This is a genomic window from Rhodococcus sp. NPDC060084 (assembly GCF_042730335.1).
Lineage (GTDB): Bacteria > Actinomycetota > Actinomycetes > Mycobacteriales > Mycobacteriaceae > Rhodococcus.
Genome location: NZ_JBHWWX010000017.1, coordinates 46,855 through 67,431 on the forward strand (window position 1 = coordinate 46,855; position 20,577 = coordinate 67,431).

General features: G+C 63.6%; 16 protein-coding genes. 7 read left to right on the forward strand and 9 right to left on the reverse strand.

The annotated features are described in order from the left end of the window. Nucleotide 1 precedes the first annotated feature (1 nt). The 7 genes from ACFWBU_RS11630 to ACFWBU_RS11660 all read left to right on the forward strand — a co-directional run bounded on the left by ACFWBU_RS11630 (nt 2) and on the right by ACFWBU_RS11660 (nt 9,246). Nucleotides 2–1,459 (forward strand): catalase, encoded by a 1,458-nt coding sequence (locus tag ACFWBU_RS11630; RefSeq protein WP_378528324.1) that lies wholly within the window; start codon nt 2–4, stop codon nt 1,457–1,459. Nucleotides 1,460–1,601: 142 nt separating this feature from the next. Next, entirely contained in the window at nt 1,602–2,411 is an 810-nt protein-coding gene (locus ACFWBU_RS11635) for a metal-dependent hydrolase (protein ID WP_169653026.1), read from the forward strand. Between the two features lie 225 nt (nt 2,412–2,636). Beyond that, nucleotides 2,637–4,310, forward strand: coding sequence for a cholesterol oxidase substrate-binding domain-containing protein (locus ACFWBU_RS11640; RefSeq protein WP_378528351.1), 1,674 nt, complete (start codon nt 2,637–2,639; stop codon nt 4,308–4,310). A gap of 311 nt (nt 4,311–4,621) precedes the next feature. Then, nucleotides 4,622–6,340 carry an allophanate hydrolase gene (atzF, locus tag ACFWBU_RS11645; RefSeq protein ID WP_169622625.1) on the forward strand — a complete coding sequence of 573 codons (1,719 nt, stop codon included), beginning with the start codon at nt 4,622–4,624 and terminating at the stop codon, nt 6,338–6,340. 172 nt (nt 6,341–6,512) lie between these two features. Next, nucleotides 6,513–7,496, forward strand: a complete 984-nt coding sequence (locus tag ACFWBU_RS11650) for an ABC transporter substrate-binding protein (RefSeq protein WP_169622626.1) — start codon at nt 6,513–6,515, stop codon at nt 7,494–7,496. Then, nucleotides 7,496–8,392, forward strand: coding sequence for an ABC transporter permease (locus ACFWBU_RS11655; RefSeq protein ID WP_240952659.1), 897 nt, complete (start codon nt 7,496–7,498; stop codon nt 8,390–8,392). Before ACFWBU_RS11650 ends, ACFWBU_RS11655 begins: the two co-directional genes overlap by 1 nt. A 35-nt stretch (nt 8,393–8,427) precedes the next feature. Continuing rightward, the gene (locus tag ACFWBU_RS11660; RefSeq protein WP_169622627.1) at nt 8,428–9,246 is read left to right on the forward strand and encodes an ABC transporter ATP-binding protein; all 819 of its coding nucleotides are present in this window, start codon (nt 8,428–8,430) and stop codon (nt 9,244–9,246) included. A 282-nt stretch (nt 9,247–9,528) separates the two neighbouring features. Here the strand turns inward: ACFWBU_RS11660 and ACFWBU_RS11665 are convergent, their stop codons facing one another. The 9 genes from ACFWBU_RS11665 to ACFWBU_RS11705 form a co-directional block, all read right to left on the reverse strand. Further along, nucleotides 9,529–9,969, reverse strand: a complete 441-nt coding sequence (locus tag ACFWBU_RS11665) for a hypothetical protein (protein WP_378528325.1) — start codon at nt 9,967–9,969, stop codon at nt 9,529–9,531. 149 nt (nt 9,970–10,118) lie between these two features. Beyond that, nucleotides 10,119–11,222, reverse strand: a complete 1,104-nt coding sequence (locus tag ACFWBU_RS11670; protein WP_378528326.1) for a hypothetical protein — start codon at nt 11,220–11,222, stop codon at nt 10,119–10,121. Between the two features lie 63 nt (nt 11,223–11,285). After that, nucleotides 11,286–11,672 (reverse strand): hypothetical protein, encoded by a 387-nt coding sequence (locus ACFWBU_RS11675; RefSeq protein ID WP_378528327.1) that lies wholly within the window; start codon nt 11,670–11,672, stop codon nt 11,286–11,288. Continuing rightward, complete coding sequence (locus ACFWBU_RS11680) at nt 11,662–12,318, reverse strand: DUF433 domain-containing protein (RefSeq protein ID WP_378528328.1); 657 nt, start codon at nt 12,316–12,318, stop codon at nt 11,662–11,664. The genes ACFWBU_RS11675 and ACFWBU_RS11680 overlap by 11 nt, the downstream gene beginning before the upstream one ends. A gap of 487 nt (nt 12,319–12,805) precedes the next feature. After that, a complete protein-coding gene (locus ACFWBU_RS11685; protein WP_378528329.1) occupies nt 12,806–13,066 on the reverse strand; it encodes a hypothetical protein in 261 nt (86 codons plus the stop codon). An 81-nt stretch (nt 13,067–13,147) separates the two neighbouring features. Further along, nucleotides 13,148–17,917 (reverse strand): DEAD/DEAH box helicase, encoded by a 4,770-nt coding sequence (locus tag ACFWBU_RS11690; RefSeq protein WP_378528330.1) that lies wholly within the window; start codon nt 17,915–17,917, stop codon nt 13,148–13,150. 392 nt (nt 17,918–18,309) lie between these two features. After that, on the reverse strand, nt 18,310–18,747 hold the full coding sequence (locus tag ACFWBU_RS11695; RefSeq protein ID WP_378528331.1) for a hypothetical protein: 438 nt from the start codon (nt 18,745–18,747) through the stop codon (nt 18,310–18,312). 40 nt (nt 18,748–18,787) lie between these two features. Then, the gene (locus ACFWBU_RS11700) at nt 18,788–19,189 is read right to left on the reverse strand and encodes a hypothetical protein (protein WP_378528332.1); all 402 of its coding nucleotides are present in this window, start codon (nt 19,187–19,189) and stop codon (nt 18,788–18,790) included. Between the two features lie 208 nt (nt 19,190–19,397). After that, nucleotides 19,398–19,967, reverse strand: a complete 570-nt coding sequence (locus tag ACFWBU_RS11705) for a recombinase family protein (RefSeq protein WP_378528333.1) — start codon at nt 19,965–19,967, stop codon at nt 19,398–19,400. Nucleotides 19,968–20,577: the final 610 nt, after the last annotated feature.

A 20,577-nucleotide genomic window follows, 5' to 3' on the forward strand; every position in this document is an offset into this window, starting at 1 on the left:
TATGTCGAACACCCGGTTCACCACCAACGACGTCGGTATTCCCGTCGCGAGCGACAACGAATCGCTCACTGCGGGAACCCAAGGACCGATTCTCCTGCACGATCACTACCTGATCGAAAAGCTCGCACACTTCAACCGTGAGCGCGTGCCGGAGCGTGTCGTGCACGCCAAGGGCGGCGGAGCATTCGGCGAACTGGTGGTCACGGAAGACGTTTCCGCGTACACCAAGGCCGCACTCTTTCAGCCGGGTGCGAAAACCGATTCACTCGTGCGCTTTTCAACAGTTGCGGGCGAGCAGGGCAGTCCCGACACCTGGCGTGACCCCCGCGGTTTCGCCGTGAAGTTCTACACCGAAGAGGGCAACTACGACATCGTCGGTAACAACACCCCGGTCTTCTTCATCAAGGATCCGATCAAGTTCCCGGACTTCATCCACTCCCAGAAGCGGTTGCGTGGGTCGGGCCTCCGCGACCACACGATGCAGTGGGACTTCTGGACCCTGCGGCCGGAGTCGGCACATCAGGTGACCTGGCTCATGGGCGACCGCGGCATCCCGCGCTCGTGGCGGAACATGGACGGTTTCGGTTCGCACACCTACCAGTGGATCAACGCCGCCGGTGAGCGCTTCTGGGTGAAGTACCACTTCAAGACCGACCAGGGCATCGAGTTCCTGACCCAGACGGAAGCCGACACCCTTGCCGGCACCGATCCGGACTTCCACCGGGCCGACCTGTACAACGCGATCGAGCGGGGCGACTTCCCCAGCTGGACGTTGCACGTACAGATCATGCCGGTCGCCGAGGCGGAGACCTACCGTTTCAACCCGTTCGATGTCACCAAGGTCTGGTCGCAGAAGGACTACCCGCTCGTCAAGGTCGGCACCTGGACCTTGAACCGCAACCCGCGCAATTTCTTTGCCGAAATCGAGCAGGCGGCGTTCGCGCCCTCGAACGTCGTTCCCGGAATCGGGTTGTCGCCCGACAAGATGCTGCTCGGCCGCGTGTTCTCCTATGCCGATGCGCATCGCTACCGGATCGGCGCCAACCACGCCCAGCTTCCGGTGAATGCACCGAAGAACACCGTCGACTCCTACTCGCAGGACGGCACCATGACGTACCGGTTCAACGACCCGGACACGCCGGTGTACGCGCCGAACAGTTTCGGTGGGCCGCACGCCGATCCCGAGCGTGCCGGCGACGACGGGCTGTGGACGTTCGGTACCGAAGCGGTGCGCGCCGGATACATCGAACACCCGGAAGACGGCGATTTCGTTCAGGCCGGCATCCTCGTCCGCGAGGTTCTCGACGACGAGGCGCGCGACCGACTGGCGAACAACATCATCGGCCACGTGCTGGGCGGGACCTCGGAGGCACTCTACGAGCGCATCTTCGAATACTGGCGCAACGTCGACGCGGAACTCGGCAAGAAGGTCGAGGAAGGCGTGCGCGCGGGAGCGTAAGCGCTCCTCGTCTGCCTTTCGGCGCATTCGAACATCCGTGTGACGGGTGGGTCGGGTGTGATTGCTAGGTTGATAGTCCGGCCCCGGTGGCTCGTCCACCGGGGCCGGACTCGATTCCGTGTGTCGAAAGGTGTTGTGCGAGATGGTGATGGGCCCTACCCATGCAGTGTCAGGGGCGCTCGTCGGCCTCATCGTCGCCGATGTGCTTCCCCGCGAATGGGGCGGGCCGACCTCGACGGCCGAGGCCTTCGCGTTCGCGGCCGTCTGTTCCGGCGCAGCACTGTTACCCGACCTCGACACGGCGCAATCGACCGTGTCGCGTTCGTTCGGCCCGATCAGTCAGGTCGCGGCGCGAGGGATCGACAAGGTGTCGCTGGGGTACTACTCGATCACCAAGGGCCGGCGCGACGGAAAGCGTCGTGGGGGGCACCGCACGATGACCCACACCGCGCTGTTCGCTGCTCTGCTCGGTACGGGGGTGTCCCTGCTCGTCGCGCGATTCGACCGGGCAGCAGTCATCGCGGTCCTCTTTGTGACCCTGGGCCTGGCATTGCGGGGGTTGTTCGGTAACTGGGCGAAGAAGAACGGGTGGTTCACCGTCACGGCTGTCGCGGCGGTGCTGTCGATCCTCACGTGGCGATGGTTCCCGGGGGAGGTGGGGTCGACCGGGCTCGGTGTCGCGGTGGCGCTGGGATGCGTGACGCACTGTATCGGCGACGCCATCACGAAGGAGGGGATTCCCTTCCTTGCACCGTTCGTCCCGTGGAGAGGTTCCCGATGGTGGGAGATCAAACTCCCGAAGATGATCGCGATCAGGGCCGGAGGGCCGTTCGAAATGGGGATCCTCGGTCCCGCACTGACCCTCGCGACCGTGGCTTTTGCCGTGTGGTCCATCGACGGTGCTCCCGAGTACATCATGGAGACCCTCGAGGCTTCCGGTCTCGCGTTCTAGCCTCGCGTCCTGACGAGGTAGCGCCGCCTCGTACCCGGGCGGGTCCGAACTCTGGGGACTGTCGGCCTGCCGGGCTATGGCCAAAAAAGAGAACTTGTTCTATTTTTAGGCCATAGCCCGGCTCGTCCCGACAGAACGGAGCTCGCCACCGTGAGCATTCGCGCCTCTGGCCCCATCCTCAGTCGCCGTGGTCTTCTCGGTGCCGCGGCCGGCGCCGCGCTCGTGATGGGGACAGGGTGGAGCCGCGCGGGTGCTGTGCCGCTCGGCGATCCGGCCGCGACCATCGCGGCGCCCCCGAACTTCCCCGCGGACATTCCGCTCGCGCAGCAGCGATTCGTCAACTGGGCGAAGACGATCGAATTCGACGCAGTGTGGACCGCGACTGCCCGTGACGCCCAGGACATCGTGCGGCTGGCCGACTGGGCGCGGATCCACGGCTTCCGGATTCGGCCGCGCGGCTCCATGCACAGCTGGAGCCCCCTCACCCTCGAAGCCGGGCAGAACGTCGAGAAGGTCGTCCTGGTGGACACCATGTCGCAACTGAATTCTGTATCGGTCGATCCCACCGGCTATCCGGCGACGGTCACCGCCGACGCCGGCGCGAGCATCGAAGCCATCCTGAGCGCCCTCCAACGAGAGGGGCTCGGCTGGGCGAATTCCCCGGCCATCGGGGACATCTCGATCGCCGGTGCCCTGTCGATCGGAGCACACGGCTCCACGTACCCCGCCGCCGGTGAGGCGGTCGTTGCCGGCCAGTCGTTCGGATCGCTGTCGAACCTCGTGCTCGCCCTCACCGCCGTTGTATGGAACGACGCCGCGGGGTCCTACGAACTGCGCGAGTTCCGTCGCTCCGACGCCGAAATCACGCCTCTGCTCGCGCACCTCGGACGAACCTTCGTCACCTCGGTCACGTTGCAGGCCGGCGCGAACTACCGCGTGCGCTGCCAGAGTTCCACCGACGTGCCGTGGCGCGAACTGTTCGCCCCGCCCGGTGCGCCGGGCCGCACGTTCGAAAGCTACGTCGAACAACACGGACGCGTCGAAGCGATCTGGTTTCCGTTCACGGAGACGCCGTGGCTCAAGACCTGGTCGGTCAGTCCGGAGAAACCGGCAGAATCGCGTGAGGTCTTCGGCCCCTATCCTTACGTGTTCTCCGACTCCATCCCCGAACCGGTGACCGATGCGCTCGCTCAGGTGGCGAGCGGCAACCAGGCCATCACTCCCGCGTTCGGTGCCTCTCAGTTCGGCGCGGTCGCAGCGGGACTCGTGGCCACCGACACCAGCGATCTGTGGGGATGGTCGAAAGACCTGATGTTCTACCTTCGGGCCACCACGTTGCGGGTCGTCGCCGGTGGAGGCGTGGTGGTGACCCGGCGCGAGAACATCGCGCAAGTCATCCACGAATTCACGACGTGGCTGCACGAGCGGATGACGTACTACGCGTCGCTCGGGCAGTATCCGGTCAACATGCCGTTCGAGGTCCGGTTGTGCCGCATCGACGACCAATCCGAGGTCCTCACCGATTCGGCAGGCGCTCCCAATCTTTCACCGGTACGTCCCCGGCCCGACCGTCCGGACTGGGACACCGCGATCTGGATGAACGTCGTGTCGATTCCGGGCACCGCGGGACTGTCCGCCTTCTTCCGCGAGATGGAACAGTGGATGGCCGACCGCTACTCGGGCGACTACGCGACCTTCCGATCCGAATGGTCGAAGGGGTGGGCCTTCGACAACGAGGGCGGGTACCGCGACGCCGGTTTCCTCGGCGGCACCATACCCGCGATGTATCGCGAGGGCTTGTCGTCCGACGAGGGCTGGGACGCCGCCCTGGCGGCGTTCGACCGCAACGACCCCCATCGCGTGTTCAGCAACGGCTTCCTCGACCGTCTGCTGCCCTGACCTCAGCACCCCGTGTGCGAGAGGCGCGCACGTAGCCGGCGGTCTGGTCGCGTACGTCCACGCCCAGTACTAGAGAGATGTCCTCGGGGCTGGAAGCCATGATGAGCTCGCCGTCGAAGCTGTAAACAATCTCTAGGTATCAATTCCGAGTGCGCCGATTCTTGCGAACGGCCCCCGCAGGACGCCCTTTCGCATCCGGTGACATCAAACGGTCACGCCGCGTAGCGCGTCTGTAACAACGCTCCATTTATGTATACAGCGACGTATACATCTCTGGGTCGTCGCACGGCCCGCCCGAGAAAGCGGTCACTATGACAACGGTCTTCGAAGCGACCCCCAGCGAACGTGTCATGCATGCGTTCGCCCGCATCACCGAGTGCGACCGGCCGGAAATCTGGATTACGTTGCGCGCGGAGCACGACGTCCTCGCCGATGCTGCGGCGGTCGAGGCTCGCATCGCGGCGGGAGAGGCGCTGCCGCTGGCCGGCACGACCTTCGCGGTGAAGGACAACATCGATGTGGCGGGACTGCCGACCACCGCGGGGTGCCCGGAGTTCGCCTACGTCCCGGCGGAGTCGTCACCCGCGGTGGAGCGGCTGTTGCGGGCCGGCGCTGTCCTGCTCGGCAAAACCAACCTCGATCAGTTTGCGACCGGACTGGTGGGGACGCGCAGCCCGTATGGGCGGGTGCGTGCGGCGCATCACCCCGAGCGGGTCTCGGGCGGCTCCAGTTCCGGATCGGGCGCCGCGGTAGGCCTGGGGATGGTCGACTTCGCACTGGGCACCGATACGGCCGGATCGGGACGGGTGCCGGCGACGTTCAACGGCGTGGTGGGCATCAAGCCCACTCTCGGTTTGGTCCCGACCCGAGGCGTCGTCCCCGCCTGTGCCGACTTCGACTGCGTAACCGTGATGGCGCCGAGCCTGGATGTGGCCACCCTCGCGATGTCGGTGATGATCGGTCCGGATGCCGCCGACCCGCGGAGCCGGGTATGGCCGGCCGACGTTACGCTGTCCGCCCCGTCGGCACCTCGCGTCGGCGTACCGATCGACACGCAGCTGAAAATGCTGTCGCCCACGTACCGCAGTAGTTTCGCGGCCACCGTCCAACGTGCGGAGAGGTCCGGCGCCGAGGTGGTTCAGGTCGACATCGAGCCCCTGCTCGCGGCAGCCCGGCTGTTGTACGACGGTGCGCTCGTCGCCGAACGCTTCGACGCTGTGGGATCGTTCGTCGCTGCGAACCCGGAGGCCGCGCTCGATCCGACGGTCGCGGCCATCATTCTGAACGCGCGGGAAAAGTCAGCCCACGAATTCGCGAGCGACATAGGAACATTGGCGCATGCGAAGCGTTTCGCAGCCGAGCTGTTCGATGACATCGACGCGCTGCTACTGCCCACCACCACCGAGCACCCGCTGATCGAAGACGTGTTGGCCGAGCCGGTCGAGATCAACCGGCGTCTCGGTACTTTCACCAACTTCTGCAACCTGCTCGACATGGCTTCGGTCGCGGTGCCCGCCGAGGGTGCGCCCGGTGAATCGTTCGGTTTCATGACGATCACGCCGGCGTTCGGGGACCAGGTGGCACTCGACGTCGCAGCCTTGGTTGCAGGGGTCCGCAGTGCGCCGCTTGCGCCGGAGGTGGGCGTGCCGCTGGCTGTGTTCGGCGCGCACTTGAGGGGCGAGCCACTTCATTTTCAGCTCGAGGCGATGGGTGCCCGTTACGAACGTGACATCGAGACGACGGACGACTACATCATGGTCCGACTGGCTACGCTGCCGGCCAAGCCTGGCCTGGTGCACAGTCCCGGAGGGCAGGGCCGGTCGATTCCCGGTGAGTTGTACCGCATCTCACGAGCGGGACTCGGCAGTTTCTTGGCGGCACTACCCGAGCCGATGGCGCTCACCGCGATCACTCTCTCGGACGGCACGCCTGTCATCGGCTTCACCTGCACACCGGCGTCCGCTGCCGTGGGCGAGGACATCACCGAATTCGGCGGCTGGCGCGCGTTTCTCGGAAGAGTCCCCGTGTGACGTGACACTTACGGACGGCGACGACTCGTAACAACGCTGTCACGTAGCGGAACGCTCGGGGTAACCGAACCGGGCGACTGTATACACCACGGATACAGCCTTGTATTCCACTTGACCAGCGCCTCTTTGCAGCAGGTCACCCTGATTTCGTTGTTCTACCCCAGGAGTTCCCGTGCCCCTTCGTTTATTTCGGCAACTCGCCGTCGCTGCGGCTGGTCTCGCCATGCTGTTCACGGCCTCGTGCAGCAACATCGACGCCACGTTCGCGGCGCAACCAACCGGCGACGGTGGCAGCACGAACATCGTGAAGGTCGGCACGCTGAGAGGTCAGCCCCACCTGTTCCATCCCTTCCTGTACGACCGGTTCGCGCCCGCGGGAACTTCCGTCGAGGTCGTCGTGTTCGACACGTCACCGGACATCAAGAATGCATTGGTCAGCGGAGCAATCGATTTCGGTGTCGCCGGCGTCCCCGCCTTCCTTGCGGGTGCGGCTGCGGGACAGGATGTTCGATTGATTGCTTCCGCCGCGGATGGCGGCACGGGCATTGTCGCGGCAGCGGGTATCGAGACGGTCGAGGACCTCAGGGGGCAGAAGGTCGGATTCCCGCTCGGTTCCTCACAGGAGATTCTGCTCCGGCTCACCCTCGCGCAGAACGGATTGGATGCGAACCGCGACATCCAGTTGGTCAACCTCCCCTTCTCCGATATGGCGAACGCGTTGTCGACCGGCCAGATCGCGGCGTTCTCGTCTGCGGAACTCGGTCCGGCCACCGCGATCAAGGCAGGCGCGCACAGCCTGATTTCTCCCTATGAAACCCCGGTTGGCCGCGTGAACATCGGGCTCGCGACCACACAGCGCACCATCGACGAGAACCCCGATCTGGTGCGGACGCTGGTCGACGTACACGCCGAGACGGCAGCGTTCCTGGATGCCGAACGCGACGTGTGGCAGCAGGGCGTGGTCGGAGAGTTCGGACTCGACTCCGAGGTCGCCGAGACCGCGATCGCCAACATCTGGCCTCGTTCTGATCTTTCCAACGACTACCGGAGCCAGGTCGCGGCGCTCACCCGGCAGATGGTGGCATTGGGCCAGATCCCGGTCGAACCCGACCTGAAGGTATTCATCGACGACTCGTTCCAGAAGGCGGACCAGTGATGACCGACGTGATCAGCCGTAAGACACCCAATCAGCCCGTTCCGCCTGCAACTCCCCGAGTTCGCACTGCTGTCGTGTCCGCCCCGCTCGCTGCCCTCAAAAAGACAGCGGCTGTCTTCTACGGTCTGCCGGTCCTGGTTCTGCTCGGCGGCTTCTGGAGCCTCGGCGTGCGGTTCGGTTGGACGCTCCCGCTCGGCGTTCAAATGCAATTCCTGCCACCACCGGGCGAGGTTGCTCGCAGGATGTGGGACGTCACGTTCGGTGGCATTCACGATGATGCGTACAGCGGATCGCTCTGGCGACACCTCGCCGCCAGCACCCTGCGCGTGCTCAACGGCTTTCTCCTCGCGGCTGCCCTGGCGATCCCACTGGGCGTGCTGATGGGCCGTTTCGGGCCGGTGCGTCGAGCCCTCGAGACGACCGTGAACCTGGTCCGTCCCATCCCGGTCACAGCATGGGCACCCCTGGCGTTGCTGATCATCGGCTACGGCGACCGTTCGACGATCTTCCTGATCTTCATTGCCGCGTTCTTCCCGATCCTGCTCAACACGGTCATGGGCGTCGCCCAGGTTCCGCCGCGTCTCCTCGAGGCGGCCGCCATGTTGGGGACGCCGCAGCCGAAAACGCTCTACAAGATCATCATTCCCAGTGCGATGCAAAGCATCACGAGCGGGTTGCGCATCGCGCTCGGCTTGTCCTGGGTGGTGCTGGTCGTCGGCGAGACCGTAGGCATCTCCACCGGTCTGGGCGCGATGATCACCCAGGCGCGGGACATGAGCCGTACCGACCTGATCATCGCCGGCATGGTCTTCATCGGCTTGGCCGGATTCATCACCGACCGGCTGATGGGATGGATCCTGAAGGTTGCGACCGGTAGCCGACCCGGGTTGTCCTGACCCGCATCCACACTTGACGACGAAAGGGCAATCCCATGTCGAACGCAGTAACGACCCTCGCGCCGCAGGCCGGTCGAGCCGCGCAGGCCGCCGATATCGTTATCCGGGACCTCTCCAAGCAGTACGGCGACGGTCCGGGTGCCGTCCAGGCGCTCGCGGGCGTTGACCTCACGATCGAATCCGGTGAATTCGTGTGCCTCGTCGGCGCCAGCGGTTGCGGGAAGAGCACACTGCTCCGGATGCTCGCCGGTTTCGAGGCGCAGACCTCGGGAGACCTCGTGGTCGGTGGTAATCCGGTACGCGGCCCCGGCCCGGAGAGAGGCGTCGTCTTCCAGGATTACGGACTTTTCCCGTGGATGTCCGTGCGTGAAAACGTCGCATACGGTCCCCGCCAGCGCGGACTGGGTCGCAACATCGCGAACGAACAGGCCGACAAGTACATTCACGCCGTTCAGCTCGAGCGGTTCGCGGAGCAGTACCCGCATCAGCTCTCCGGAGGTATGCAGCAGCGCGTGGCGATTGCACGGGTGCTGGCCAACAATCCGGCAGTGATGCTGATGGATGAGCCCTTCGGCGCTCTCGACGCGCTGACGCGAACCACTCTTCAGCACGAGTTGGCGCGGATCCAGAAGGCGGAGGGCACAACTGTCATCTTCGTGACGCACAGTATCGAGGAGGCTGTGTACCTGTCGGATCGCGTGGTCGTCATGACGGGCGGTGCCTCGCACGGAGTGCCGGGCCACATCCGCGACATCGTCGACATCGACCTCGGAGATGAGCGGGACGTGACGTCGGTGGCGTTCAATGATCTCGAACGTCGAATCGCGGCGATGGTGCACGAGTCGATCCATTGACATTTCGAAAGTGGACTGTCGGGGCAGTCGACCCGTGAGAAGGCCAGAGGCCCTTTCCGCACTGCGGAAAGGGCCTCTGAACTGCTTATCACTGTCGGGGTGGCGGGATTCGAACCCACGACCTCTTCGTCCCGAACGACCCTTTCTCGGGAAACGGTGAAATTTGTCGATGTGAGTTGTGTGAGCAAAAAGCGCCCGACCAGCAGATTCGACCGTTGGTGAGATGAGGGAGAAACGGCGAGTCAAAGTCGTGCTGCGGACCCGCTGCGGACCCGGACAGGTCTACTCACTGTCGACCTTCGCCTGGAAACACTCGACGCACATATCGTTGGTCATTGCTGGCCCGACGTGGCTGCCCTCTTCGCAGTAGACGAGCTCGCCTTCGAGGCAGGTGTCTCCGCAGGAGAAGCATGCCCATGCTTCCGGAGAAACGTCGCTCGGATGTACGTACTCAGAGTCATCTTCCGGCTGGAGCTTCACACCTCGAACCAATGATTCCCCGCCACACTCCTTGCAGGAGAAAACCGGGAACACTTCGCCATCAGAAACAGCGGTGTACTCGCTCACGCCGAGGATCCTCTCGACGTAGGACTTTGCCAGGGCGTCGGGGCTGTCCGCCTCGCCGCACGTACTGCACTCAACGCCATCCGAGGAAAAGGCCAGTTCGGCCTTCTCACACTGGGGGCAAACAAGCACGAGGTCAGGTCCAGCGGCTGTGGTCATTAGTTCCATCCAAAGGTGTTGATCCGAGCAGGAAGTGCAATCCTCTCGAACGTTCGGGGGGAAGGCAACTGGTCACGAAATGGCGAGTGATCGCCGCATATGGCTTCCGCCCATCACCCCAGGCAAGGCATGTAGAGCGCCTCGAAGCTCTAGAACCATCGTCCCCGAAATCTGGGCCGAGGAGGGGACGGGACGTCCCACCAGGCCAGTGGGCGCTCGACAACTGGTCTGAGGTTCGTCGGCGTGACCTGGTCTTCGACATGCTCTCGCATGAGACTCTCCGCAAAGTGGGTGTCGCCGCTGACCTTCAAATGTTTGACGACTGATGCGAGCAGGACATCAAGGCGATGAACTTCAGCCTCGGCGGCGAGCAGCCGTTCCTGCAACGTGACGGCGCGGTGGCCGCACCATTGCCTCAACAACTCGTGTTCAGGCCGCTGATACTTGAGGTAGAAGCTGTGGTCCTGCTCTGCTGGGACAACCGAGTCCTCGGCTCCGCCTCGACCTCGGTCAGCGTGCCCGTACTTCGATCTGTGACGGGCCTCTTTTTCCTCCTCCAGGACCCAGTCGAGCACCCGCATGGGATTGACTTGGCAGGCCCACTCCGAGATTTTCAATGACCCGATCGGCGACAACACGCAGGTACTGTCCAGTTCGAACGACTCGCATTCTGCCCGCACCTCGTCGATCGGGCGTCCGATGAGCTTCTCAAGTTCTTCTGGGTCGGTGACGGTTGTCGCTCTTTCGACTGGATCCCATTCTAGAACTGCAGTCTCCGTCGGGATCAAGAGCCGAAACACTGTCTCGATTGCACCGTCCTCGACGTCTGTAAGGGTGCAGGCGCGAAGGCGTGCCCAGTCGGACATCAGCTGGTCATACCGCTGAACGCTTGCCCACGGCGCTCGAAGGCGCTTACCCGGGACGTTCTCCCGTTGCCCTGCCTTCTCACCGTCAAGGAACTCAATATCGACACGGAACGATTGCTTCCGTTTCTGGATTTCGGCGATTCGCACCCGTTCCGAAGGCGCATCGTCCCTGATTCGGTAGACCCACTCATCACCCTGTTCCATGTGTGTCCTTCCCAACCGGTGCCCCGTAAGGAGGTCAGTAAACAGCTGTCTGAGGTCGCCCAGCGTCCCATATACGAAGTTCCGTCGTCTGCAGGGATGTCCCGGGCTGGACGGCAGGAGGTAGGCGTGCGCGCCGGTCACAGTGGTTGAGACCCGGATCCGTAACGAGGTGGACTTGGACATCGAGGCAGGATGCGAAGTACAGGCCTTCGAGGCGGGCCCATGGCCATCGTGGGATGCGCCGCGTCACGGCCAGGTCTTGCGAATGCCGTTCGCTCCGATCGCGTACAGCGCCGGACCGCCGCGCTCGATCGCACGGTGGATGTGCCGTTGGGACTGGTGGATGCGCGTGACCATGTCTTTGATCAGCAGTTGCTGGTTGTCGAGGTAAAACAACACGGCGTCGTAGCGCTCGACGGGCTCGCGCTCGACGTCTCGGCCGCGGATCCGGCTGTCCTTGCACAACGGAACCCAGCCGCGGGTGAGGCCGTACTCAGTCCACTCCTCGTCGGGCACGTCCTGCGCGTCGCGGGGGAAATGGTCGGTGATCTGGTGGATTGTCCAGTCGAGGGCGCGTAGCTCCCGGGCGACGGTTTTACCTAGGCCGCGATCGAAGAAGAACTCAGGCTGCACGCAATGCCGCCTGGCAGATCGCCTCCACCTCATCATGAGTGAGTCCGTACTCGTCGGCGACGGTATCGATCGACTCTCCAGCGGAAAAGAGATCGATCACGGCGCGGACCGGAATCTTAGTGCGTTCGACGATCGGCGCGCCCCATCCGAACCGGGGGTCGATGATCACCGGAGCGATGTCCGGGAACTGCCGTAGCCGCAACTGAGTGGCGAAGCCATCCTTGCTGGCGTCCCAGCTGATGTACCGCAGATGCTCGTCGATGATCTCGCGCATTGGACGCTGCTGGTCGCCGGCGCGCACGAGGTCATCGTCGGCATGGTGGATGAAGATGTCGATGCCGTCGGTGGCGATGCGTTTGCTGGCGAGCGCGTACGGGGTCTTGAACTCTCGACGCACATCCTCGGCTGCGGCACGAATCTGGCTCTTCTTTAGGTGGAGCTCGCGCAGAGCCCGAAGGACATAAGCCTCAACGAGCGCGATGAACGGAACTGAGGCGTGCCCGCGAGGTTGACCGGAGATCTTGTGGACCAGGGCGTGTTCAGTGTCGCCTTCGCCGAGCCAGTTGTAGACGGTCGGTTGCGGGATCCGCAGGTACTGGGCTACCTCGGTCGGGGTGAAGAGTGGATCTGTGAACCGATCGACCATCGATATCCCCTCCCGCCGGCTTCTGCTTTGTCAGTGTCGTACCCCAGTATGGGGGGTTTGCACCCGGGCGGGGACGCTACCGCGAGATGATGCCGCCGCGAAAGTCGGCCACGTCACAGAGTCCTGACACACGGAAGATGCCCCGCACTCCCTGTCGGAGATCAGGGCACTTTTGTTTCAACGACCATTGAAGAGGACGACGAAGAGCAGCGGAACGTCAGTTGAGGACGCGGGTTGCTCAGCGACACGCAGCTGCCGGGGCGAGGTGACCGTAACCCAGCTGGCTGTCATTGCCGCATGAACAGCTTTCGGATTCATGGTCCAATCCGGTCGCCATTACCGCAGCTCAGGCACCAGGTGGTCACCCAGCAGGCACACGAGGTCAGGGCAGGTCAAGCCCATACCCCGTCCCGATGCGAAACTGCTGACCTCCCGACGACGCCCGTAGAGATCGCTCATCACAGCGAACCGGCCGCACGGGGCTAGGTCAACGATCGGCGCGAGCCCCCGCCATGAAGAGACCGATCGCCGGTCCGGTGAGTGCCAGCATCGCCGCAAACACCACCTGGAACGGCCCACTGGCTCGCTCCCACGCGTCGGGGGCAGCCCAGAGTGGCACAAGGGTGTACGCCACGCCCACCAGCACGGTAGCGGCGGAAAGCGCGACCACCAGCTCGAACCCGGGTGTGTCCCGGAAGTGACTCTGCCTGCGAGCGTTGGCCTCACGATCGAGATCGACGATGCTCATGTCCTGATCATGCCGAAAAACTCAGACGACGTATAGGCAAGGCCGGCGCGACCCGCCGTCTATGAGCGGGCCCGCTGGTTCCTAGCCCAGGTCCAACTGCGGGAGGCTGTCGACTATCTTCATCGTCTCGATGCTGACCGTGACGATTCGCTTGACCAGGTCCACGATGTACCGCGGGTCTTCGTGTTCGTCGTGCTCGTCGCACCAGTCGTTCGGATCGTTCACGATGCCCGACTTGGGGTCGGTCTTGATCTGATAGCGGTCGATGAGCCACTCCAGCGCTGATCTGGAACCGAGCATGTAGCGGTGTGCTTCGTCCGGGATACCGGAGAGCGTGAGGTGGGAATTGTAGACCAGCGCGCTCTTGTCCGTCTTGGATTTAAACTTCATCTTGGTGACCCGGTACAGCTCTCGGTCCGCAGTACCAAGGGTGCCCTTGATGGTCTCCTCCAACGGGTAGGGGTCGACGCCTTCGTAGCCGACGTGCAGGGCGGCCAGGTCGCGTCCCGCTTGGACGAAAGTCTGGAAATCTGCAGGAGTGGCCGTTTTCGGGATGCGAGGAAGCATCTTCTTGAGATCGGCAGCAAACTCGTCCCGGTACTGCTGGCTGTGCAGGACGCCGTAGACGTAGTAAAAGATGTCCTCCTTGACCACATCCGAGCCGAAAGCCACCTGGTAGTCCACCAAAGCCTCGTCGGTGATGTTGTCGACTCGTTGCCCTCTCGAACCAAACGCATCGTCGGGCTCGAAGCGGAGTTGGTCATCCGCAGGGGCGACGTTCTCCTCGTATGTCCACCGCGGGAAGTACTGGCCATTACTTGATCCCCAAAACGCGAGGTCAGGTAGGGCATCCGTGATGAGCACACTGAACGGCTTGTCTGAGCCGGCGCCGGTTACGTAGAAACCTAGATTCGTAGACTTGGCCGACGGGAAGATGCGGGGAAGCTGGTAGATCATGTCGTTCAGCGGTCTGTCGAAGTACACCGCGACCTTGGTGAAAGGACGGTAGGCACCGACGTACATGGCATCGCGTGAATAGGCATATCGTCTGCCCCGTGCCAGGTCATTTTTCGTGCCCCGGTTCCAGCTGATCTTGGTCGGGTCGTAGTCGATAAATGATTCGACGTCTGTTGCCCGCCCTGCTGCTTTTGCCTCCTTGTACCCCTCGACCTGGGCATTGTAGAAGTCGATCAGGCGGGTCATATTGGACCTAACCGCCTGTGGGGAGAAGTTGTAGACCCAGGCATCCCGTCCTGACTTGAGTCCTGCCGAATAGGTCGCGAACACGGTCGGCTGTCCGGAGATGTTCTTCTTATCGCCGATCGCAGGAAAGCTGGCGAAGCTGGCGTTGCGCTGATTGACCCAGTCTCCGGCGGAGTTCGGGGATACCTCAGCCCATTCGATGTTCGTGAGGTTTCCGGCTTCGACGATTGAGAGTTTCTCGTCTGCAGTGAGGTAGTCACCGATGTCCCGATAGAAGATGCGACACGGACCGGTGTGGGTCGGGTTCTTGGCGGCAATCAGGATCGCGACGGTATTGCGGCTGCCGGAACCGAAGATCTTGCCGCCCTCCTTGCGGGACTGCTCCCCAGCTGTGCGTTGGTTGCCGCGCAGGTTGTATACGTAGATTGTCGAAAACTCGTCGGCCAGGGACAGTCGTAGGCCGTCCGCGGTGTTGCCGTCGATCCAGCCGCCGTTCGACACGTAGGCGATGATGCCGGAGTCACCGATGCGGTCGGTGGCCCAGCGGATAGCCCTGATGTAGGAGTCGTAGAGGCTGTTCTTGTTCGTTGCTGTCGAACGGGCGGCATAGGTCTTCTCGATCGCGGCGTCGAGCGTCGGGTATTTGACGTTGGCATTGTTGTCGTTCGCCGAGTCCTGACCAACCGAGTACGGCGGGTTGCCGACGACGACCCGGATCTGGGCTGCCTGCTGGCGGAGGATGCGGGCGTTGTTCTGCGGGAAGAACTCGGCGTCCATGGTGTCGCCATCCTCGGCGATCTGGAAAGTGTCGGTCAGCACGATGCCCTCGAACGGCCGGTAGTCCCCGCCGAAGAGGCCATGGAACGTGGCTTCGATGTTGATGGCCCCGATGTAGTAGGCCAGCAGCAGGATCTCGTTGGCGTGCAGCTCGGAGGTGTACTTGCGAAGCAGGTCTTCCGGCCGGACGATGCCGGACTGCAGGAGCCGAGTGATGAAGGTTCCGGTCCCGGTGAACGGATCGAGGATGTGCACGCCCTCGTCGGTCAGGGACTTACCGAACTCTGCTCTCAGTGCGTCGTCGGCGGCGCGGATGATGAAGTCCACGACCGGGATCGGGGTGTAGACGATGCCCATGGCGTCGGCAGCCTTCTTGAAGCCAAGGCGGAAGAACTTCTCGTAAAGCTCGACGATGATGCGCTGCTTGCCCTCTGCGTTGTCGATGCCGTCGGCGCGCATCCGGACCGAGGCGTAGAAGCCTTCCAGCTTCTCGGTTTCGGCTTCGAGGGAAGCGTCGTGCAGGGTGTCGACCATGGCCTGCATGACCTTCGAAACCGGGTTGTGGCCGGCGAAGTCATAGTCCTCGAACAGGGCGTCGAATACCGGTTTAGTGATCAAGTGCTGGCAGAGCATCTCGATCGCCTGGTCTCGGTGGATCGAGTCGTTGAGGTTCGCCTGCAAAGCGGTGACGAATCGCTCGAACGCTTCGGTGACCACGGCATTGGCACCATCGAGCAGGGCCCGGATGCGGGTTTCCTGGGCGCGGGCGATGTCGGTGACGTCCTTGGCCCAGTCCTCCCAGTAGGTGCGGGTGCCGACCTTGTCGACGATCTTGGCGTAGATCGCGTCGCGCCAGTCCTCGATCTCGAACAGTCCCAGCTGTTCGGCGACCGCCGAAGCTGCGTTGGCACCACCCGCAGCAGCGTCGCCGGTTGTACCGCCGTCACCGGCCGTGTCCGCTGAGACGCCGGCAAAGTCCTCGTCGGCGGGCCCGCTGACGTGCCCGACCAGGATGGACTCTGCGGCCTTCTTCTTGTTGAGCTCGAGCTTGTTGACGGTGGCGTTAAACCGATCGTCGTGAGCGCGCAAGGCCTGCAGCACCTGCCACACGACCTTGAAGCGCTTGTTGTCCGCCAGCGCCTCGCTGGGCGCCATCCCGGAGGGAACCCCGACCGGCAGGATGATATAGCCGTATTCCTTGCCCTCAGCCTTGCGCATGACCCGGCCGACGGATTGCACGACGTCGACGACGGAGTTGCGGGGGTTGAGGAACAGCACCGCGTCCAGCCCGGGAACGTCGACACCTTCAGACAGGCAGCGAGCGTTGGACAGAATGCGGCATTGGTTCTCCGCGAGCGGGGCCTTGAGCCACTGCAGTCGGTGGTTGCGTTCGAGCGCGTTGTAGGTGCCGTCGACGTGCTCGACCTCGCAGCGCAGGATGTCCTCGTCCGCCTCGTCGTAGGCGTCGATGACGGTCTCGAACTTGTTGGCAAGCTTCTTCGATGACTTGATGTCGCGCAGGAATGCGACGGCGCGCTGCATGGGGCGCATGTCGGTGCCGAACCCGGCGCCGTCGACTGTCTCACCGGTGCGCTTAGCCAACCCGTTCCAGCAGCCGACGATCTTGGTTGCGTCGTCGAGGTTCAGTTCGTGGTTGTCGTCGGCAAGCTGTCGCTGCAGAGGGCCGGCGATGTACTTCTCGTCGACCGTGAGCACCAGGACCTTGTAGTCGGTGAGCAGACCGCGGCCGACAGCGTCACCGAAACCGAGACGGTGGAACTCGGGACCATAGACGGTCTCGTCGTCCATCGAGGCGAGGACGGCCGCTTTCTCGGTGGCCTTGGTCTTGGTTTCTTCGGCGAAAAGGCGCGGGGTGGCGGTCATGTAGAGACGCTTGCGGCCGCGAATGAAGTCGCCGTCGTGAACCTTGACGAAGTTCGACTCGTCCGCGTCGGCCAGGGTGACACCCGTGGTGCGGTGCGCCTCGTCGCACACGATCAGGTCGAACTCGTCGAGCCCTTGGTCTTGGGCTGCGGCGATGACCCCGATCGACTGGTAGGTGGAGAACACCACCGTCAGCCCCTTGGCGCGCTTGCGGTGCTGCGTCTGGGCGATGAGAGTCTCGGGATCGGTGGTGGCCGGCAGCGGGATGTCGTGCGGGTTGATGTCCTCGACTGCGCGGGAGACTTTGGTGTCCGAGCACACGGCGAACGAGCGCAGGTCCAGCTGGCACTGGGCGGTCCACTCCCGCAGGGTCTGGGAGAGTAGTGAGATCGACGGCACCAGGAACAGCACCTTGGCTGCGCCGCCGTTCTCTGCGGCGGTGCGTTCGGCGGCCTTGAGTGCGGTGAAGGTTTTGCCGGTGCCGCAGGCCATGATCAGCTTGCCGCGGTCATGCTCGGCGAAGCCGGCGAAGACCTTGTCGATGGCTTCCTGCTGGTGCGGACGTGGTTCGTGCTTGGGCGCGGGCTTGAGGTCGACCTCGAGGGTCATGTCCGGGCCGGCGAAGGCCCAGTCGATCGGCGACTCGGCGATGTCGGCCAGGCCGATGCGCTGGACCGGGGGTTGCTGGTTCTCGCAGGCGTCCTCGGCGTGCTTGCCCCACCGGTCGGTGGTGGAGATCAGGAGCCGGTGCTTGAAGGGCTTCTGGCCGGAGCGGGCGATGAACCCGTCGATGTCGGCCCGGGCGATGGTGTGTTCGGGCTCGTAGAACTTGCACTGGATCGCCCAGAGGTCGCCGGTTTCGGCTTCCTGGGCGACCAGGTCGATACCGGTGTCGACCTTGCCGTTGCGGCCGGGCCAGTCCTTCCACAACCACACTTGGTCGAACAGGCGCCCGTAGACGGGGTCCAGAGGAAGGTACTGGGCCATCAGCTTCTCGAACTTGGCGCCACGTTCGTAGTTGTTCGGGGCGCGGCGGAAGGCCTCGAAGACGTCGTGGACGGAAGTCGGCACTGTCCTGCTCTCTGTCGATCCGTGCCGACGCGCACATGGCGTCCGGCAGTGGTTGCTGCTTGCTGGATGACGTTACCGAGGAGAGCCCGCGAGGGCGGCAACTGGGCAGGACTGCAGGAACACGAGCGTGGACACCAGGCCGCGGATGATGGACATGTCCGGCCTTTGCCAGTGAAACGAGGCGTCGTACGTGGCCTGGCATGATCTCGGGTGTCTCGGTAGAAACCCGACACTCGCGAGGTGGCAGAGCTGGTGATGTGGGAGGCTGCGTCGAAATGCGCGCCTACAACCGGAACCAGCAGGTCAGACTAGGAAAGCGTGGTCCCCATCGGATGGGTTGTGGGTTCGCTCAGAAGGGCGACAACCTTGCGAAGGTCCTTGATGTGCAGGGCTCGTTCCTCGGCGAGCAGTTCGGCGGTACGCCGTGCTGCCGTCTCGGCTTCGAGTTTGTCCTGGGTGCTGAGCAGTTCGGTTCTGAGTTCCTCGACGTCGTTCGGCAGGTTGGATCGTCTCGCGACGGCCTCTTCCTGAGGCTGCATAGCGATCGGGGAAAATCCGGCGAGGATGAGATCGTTCAGGGGGATCTCCCAGCTGTGTTCGCCCTTGGTGGCCCCGGGGAACTGGTTCGCGGCGAGGGCCCGTTGAATCGTGGCTCGGCCTACCCTGGCGCCTCGGGCCGCTGCGGCCGCCGAGAACGTGGTCCGAGGCAGCTCTGCGCTCGGGCTGGCTTGGTGTGGTGTTTTCATACGGGTGATCATGCCCGCCGGCGCTCAACCGGTCACCCCGTTAGGGGCGCTCGTGATGCACACCTACGGGACCACCGCTGCGAAGCTCGGTGTACTTCGAACGGCTCACCCACCTGAGTGGGGGCCAGTGCCCTCGCCAGTACTCGTCCGGGACCACGTGAGCATTGTCGAGGCTTTTCTCCGCATACTCCGCTGATTGGTCGTACATCTCAGCGGCGAGCTCGGCTTGAAAAGCGGACACGATGAAGGTCGTACCGGCGTGCTCGGGCGGGATCGGATCGAATAGGTGCGCCGCGGTGAGGACCGCGTAGATACCGTGTGGATTCCCGACGATCACGCCCGGATACAGTTCACACGCGAAACTCGGCTTCCGAAGGGATCCCGAAATGTGGGTGGCCTCCACCTCCAGCACGGGGTGGACCAGCGGGCTGGCCTTCTCCAACGCTCGGACAACCTGCTCAGCACTGGTTCGGGCCCCTCGGTGGCCAGCACGAGCGCGACCGTCACCCACCCGTAGTCGGTGGTAATCCGCCCCCGCGCCTCCGGCAGGAGGTCATAGTCCGCTTGATATGCGGCTCCCGGACCGAACTGGGACACGATCGCCCTCTGATCGGCGCCGGTGAAGGTGCCCTCCGTGGTGTGCCAGACGATCATCGGCCTACCACTGCGCCCTCGGAGAGCAACCGGTAGACCGTAGCCCGCGACATGTCCAGGAGCTTCGCGATCTCCGGGGCACTCATACCCTTGGCTCGATACTCCTGTGCCTTCGCGGCGTGGCCGACATCGAATTTCGGGCGGCGGCCACCATGCCGGCCGTTCGCCGCAGCTGCAGCCAAGCCTGCCATCGTGCGTTCACGGATCACGTCCCTCTCGAGCTGTGCGAACGCGGCCATGATCGTGAGCATCGCCCGACCCATCGCCCCTTCGGTCGACAGTCCTTCGGTGAGCGACCGAAAACCGATGCCGCGGTCATGGAGATCGTCGACGACGCGCAGAACATCGGCGGTGTTGCGGCCGAGCCGGTCCAGCTTCCACACCGTGAGCACGTCGCCGGCACGGAGATGATCCAGGCACGCGACTAATTGGGGCCGTTCGGTGTTCGCCCCGCTGACGCCGTGGTCGGTGAAGATACGGATGGCACCCGCAGCCTCGAGTGCATCGTGTTGTAGCTGTGGGTCTTGCTCCGACGTGCTCACGCGTGCGTACCCGACGACAGCCATATCCCAGTCCCCCTGTCTCACAATCCCACCCACATGCGCTACGAGACGCTGCGAGTTACGAGACGTGATTGTGCGACAGGTTACCGACACGTTGCGCAAGGACACGCACGGGCGCCCACAGTCGTCCCCTCGGATCTCACAAGACGATCGTTTACGAGACGACCCTCCTGCCTAAACGGATGAAGGGCCGTCTCTGTGTATGGCTTACAACTCGGCTCGGTTAGTCCTCGCCCTGCGCGCTGCCCGTGTCGTCGGCTCCTCAGCCTTGGGCCTCAACCCGGTTCAACAAGTCCCCATGAAGATTCGGATCGTTGCTGTACTCGTCCTCAGGTACGGGTCCGGTCATGGAGGTTACCGCTGCGAGGTTCAAGTCCTCCATTATCCAGATTGGAAGGGGTCAGCACCAGGCTCGGAAAGCTGAGTTCGGGGAGGCCATCGTTGCCACGGCGAAGGAAGCGCAGACGCAGGCCGAGTGCGAGTGGCGGGATGGGCACGAGGATCTGGTGATTGGGTACGCGGCCCAGACCCTCGGGACTGTGGGCACCGACAGGCGCACCTGATCACGGCCCCGGCCTGCCTGTCGAACGTCAGTATCGCTCACGTGTGAATG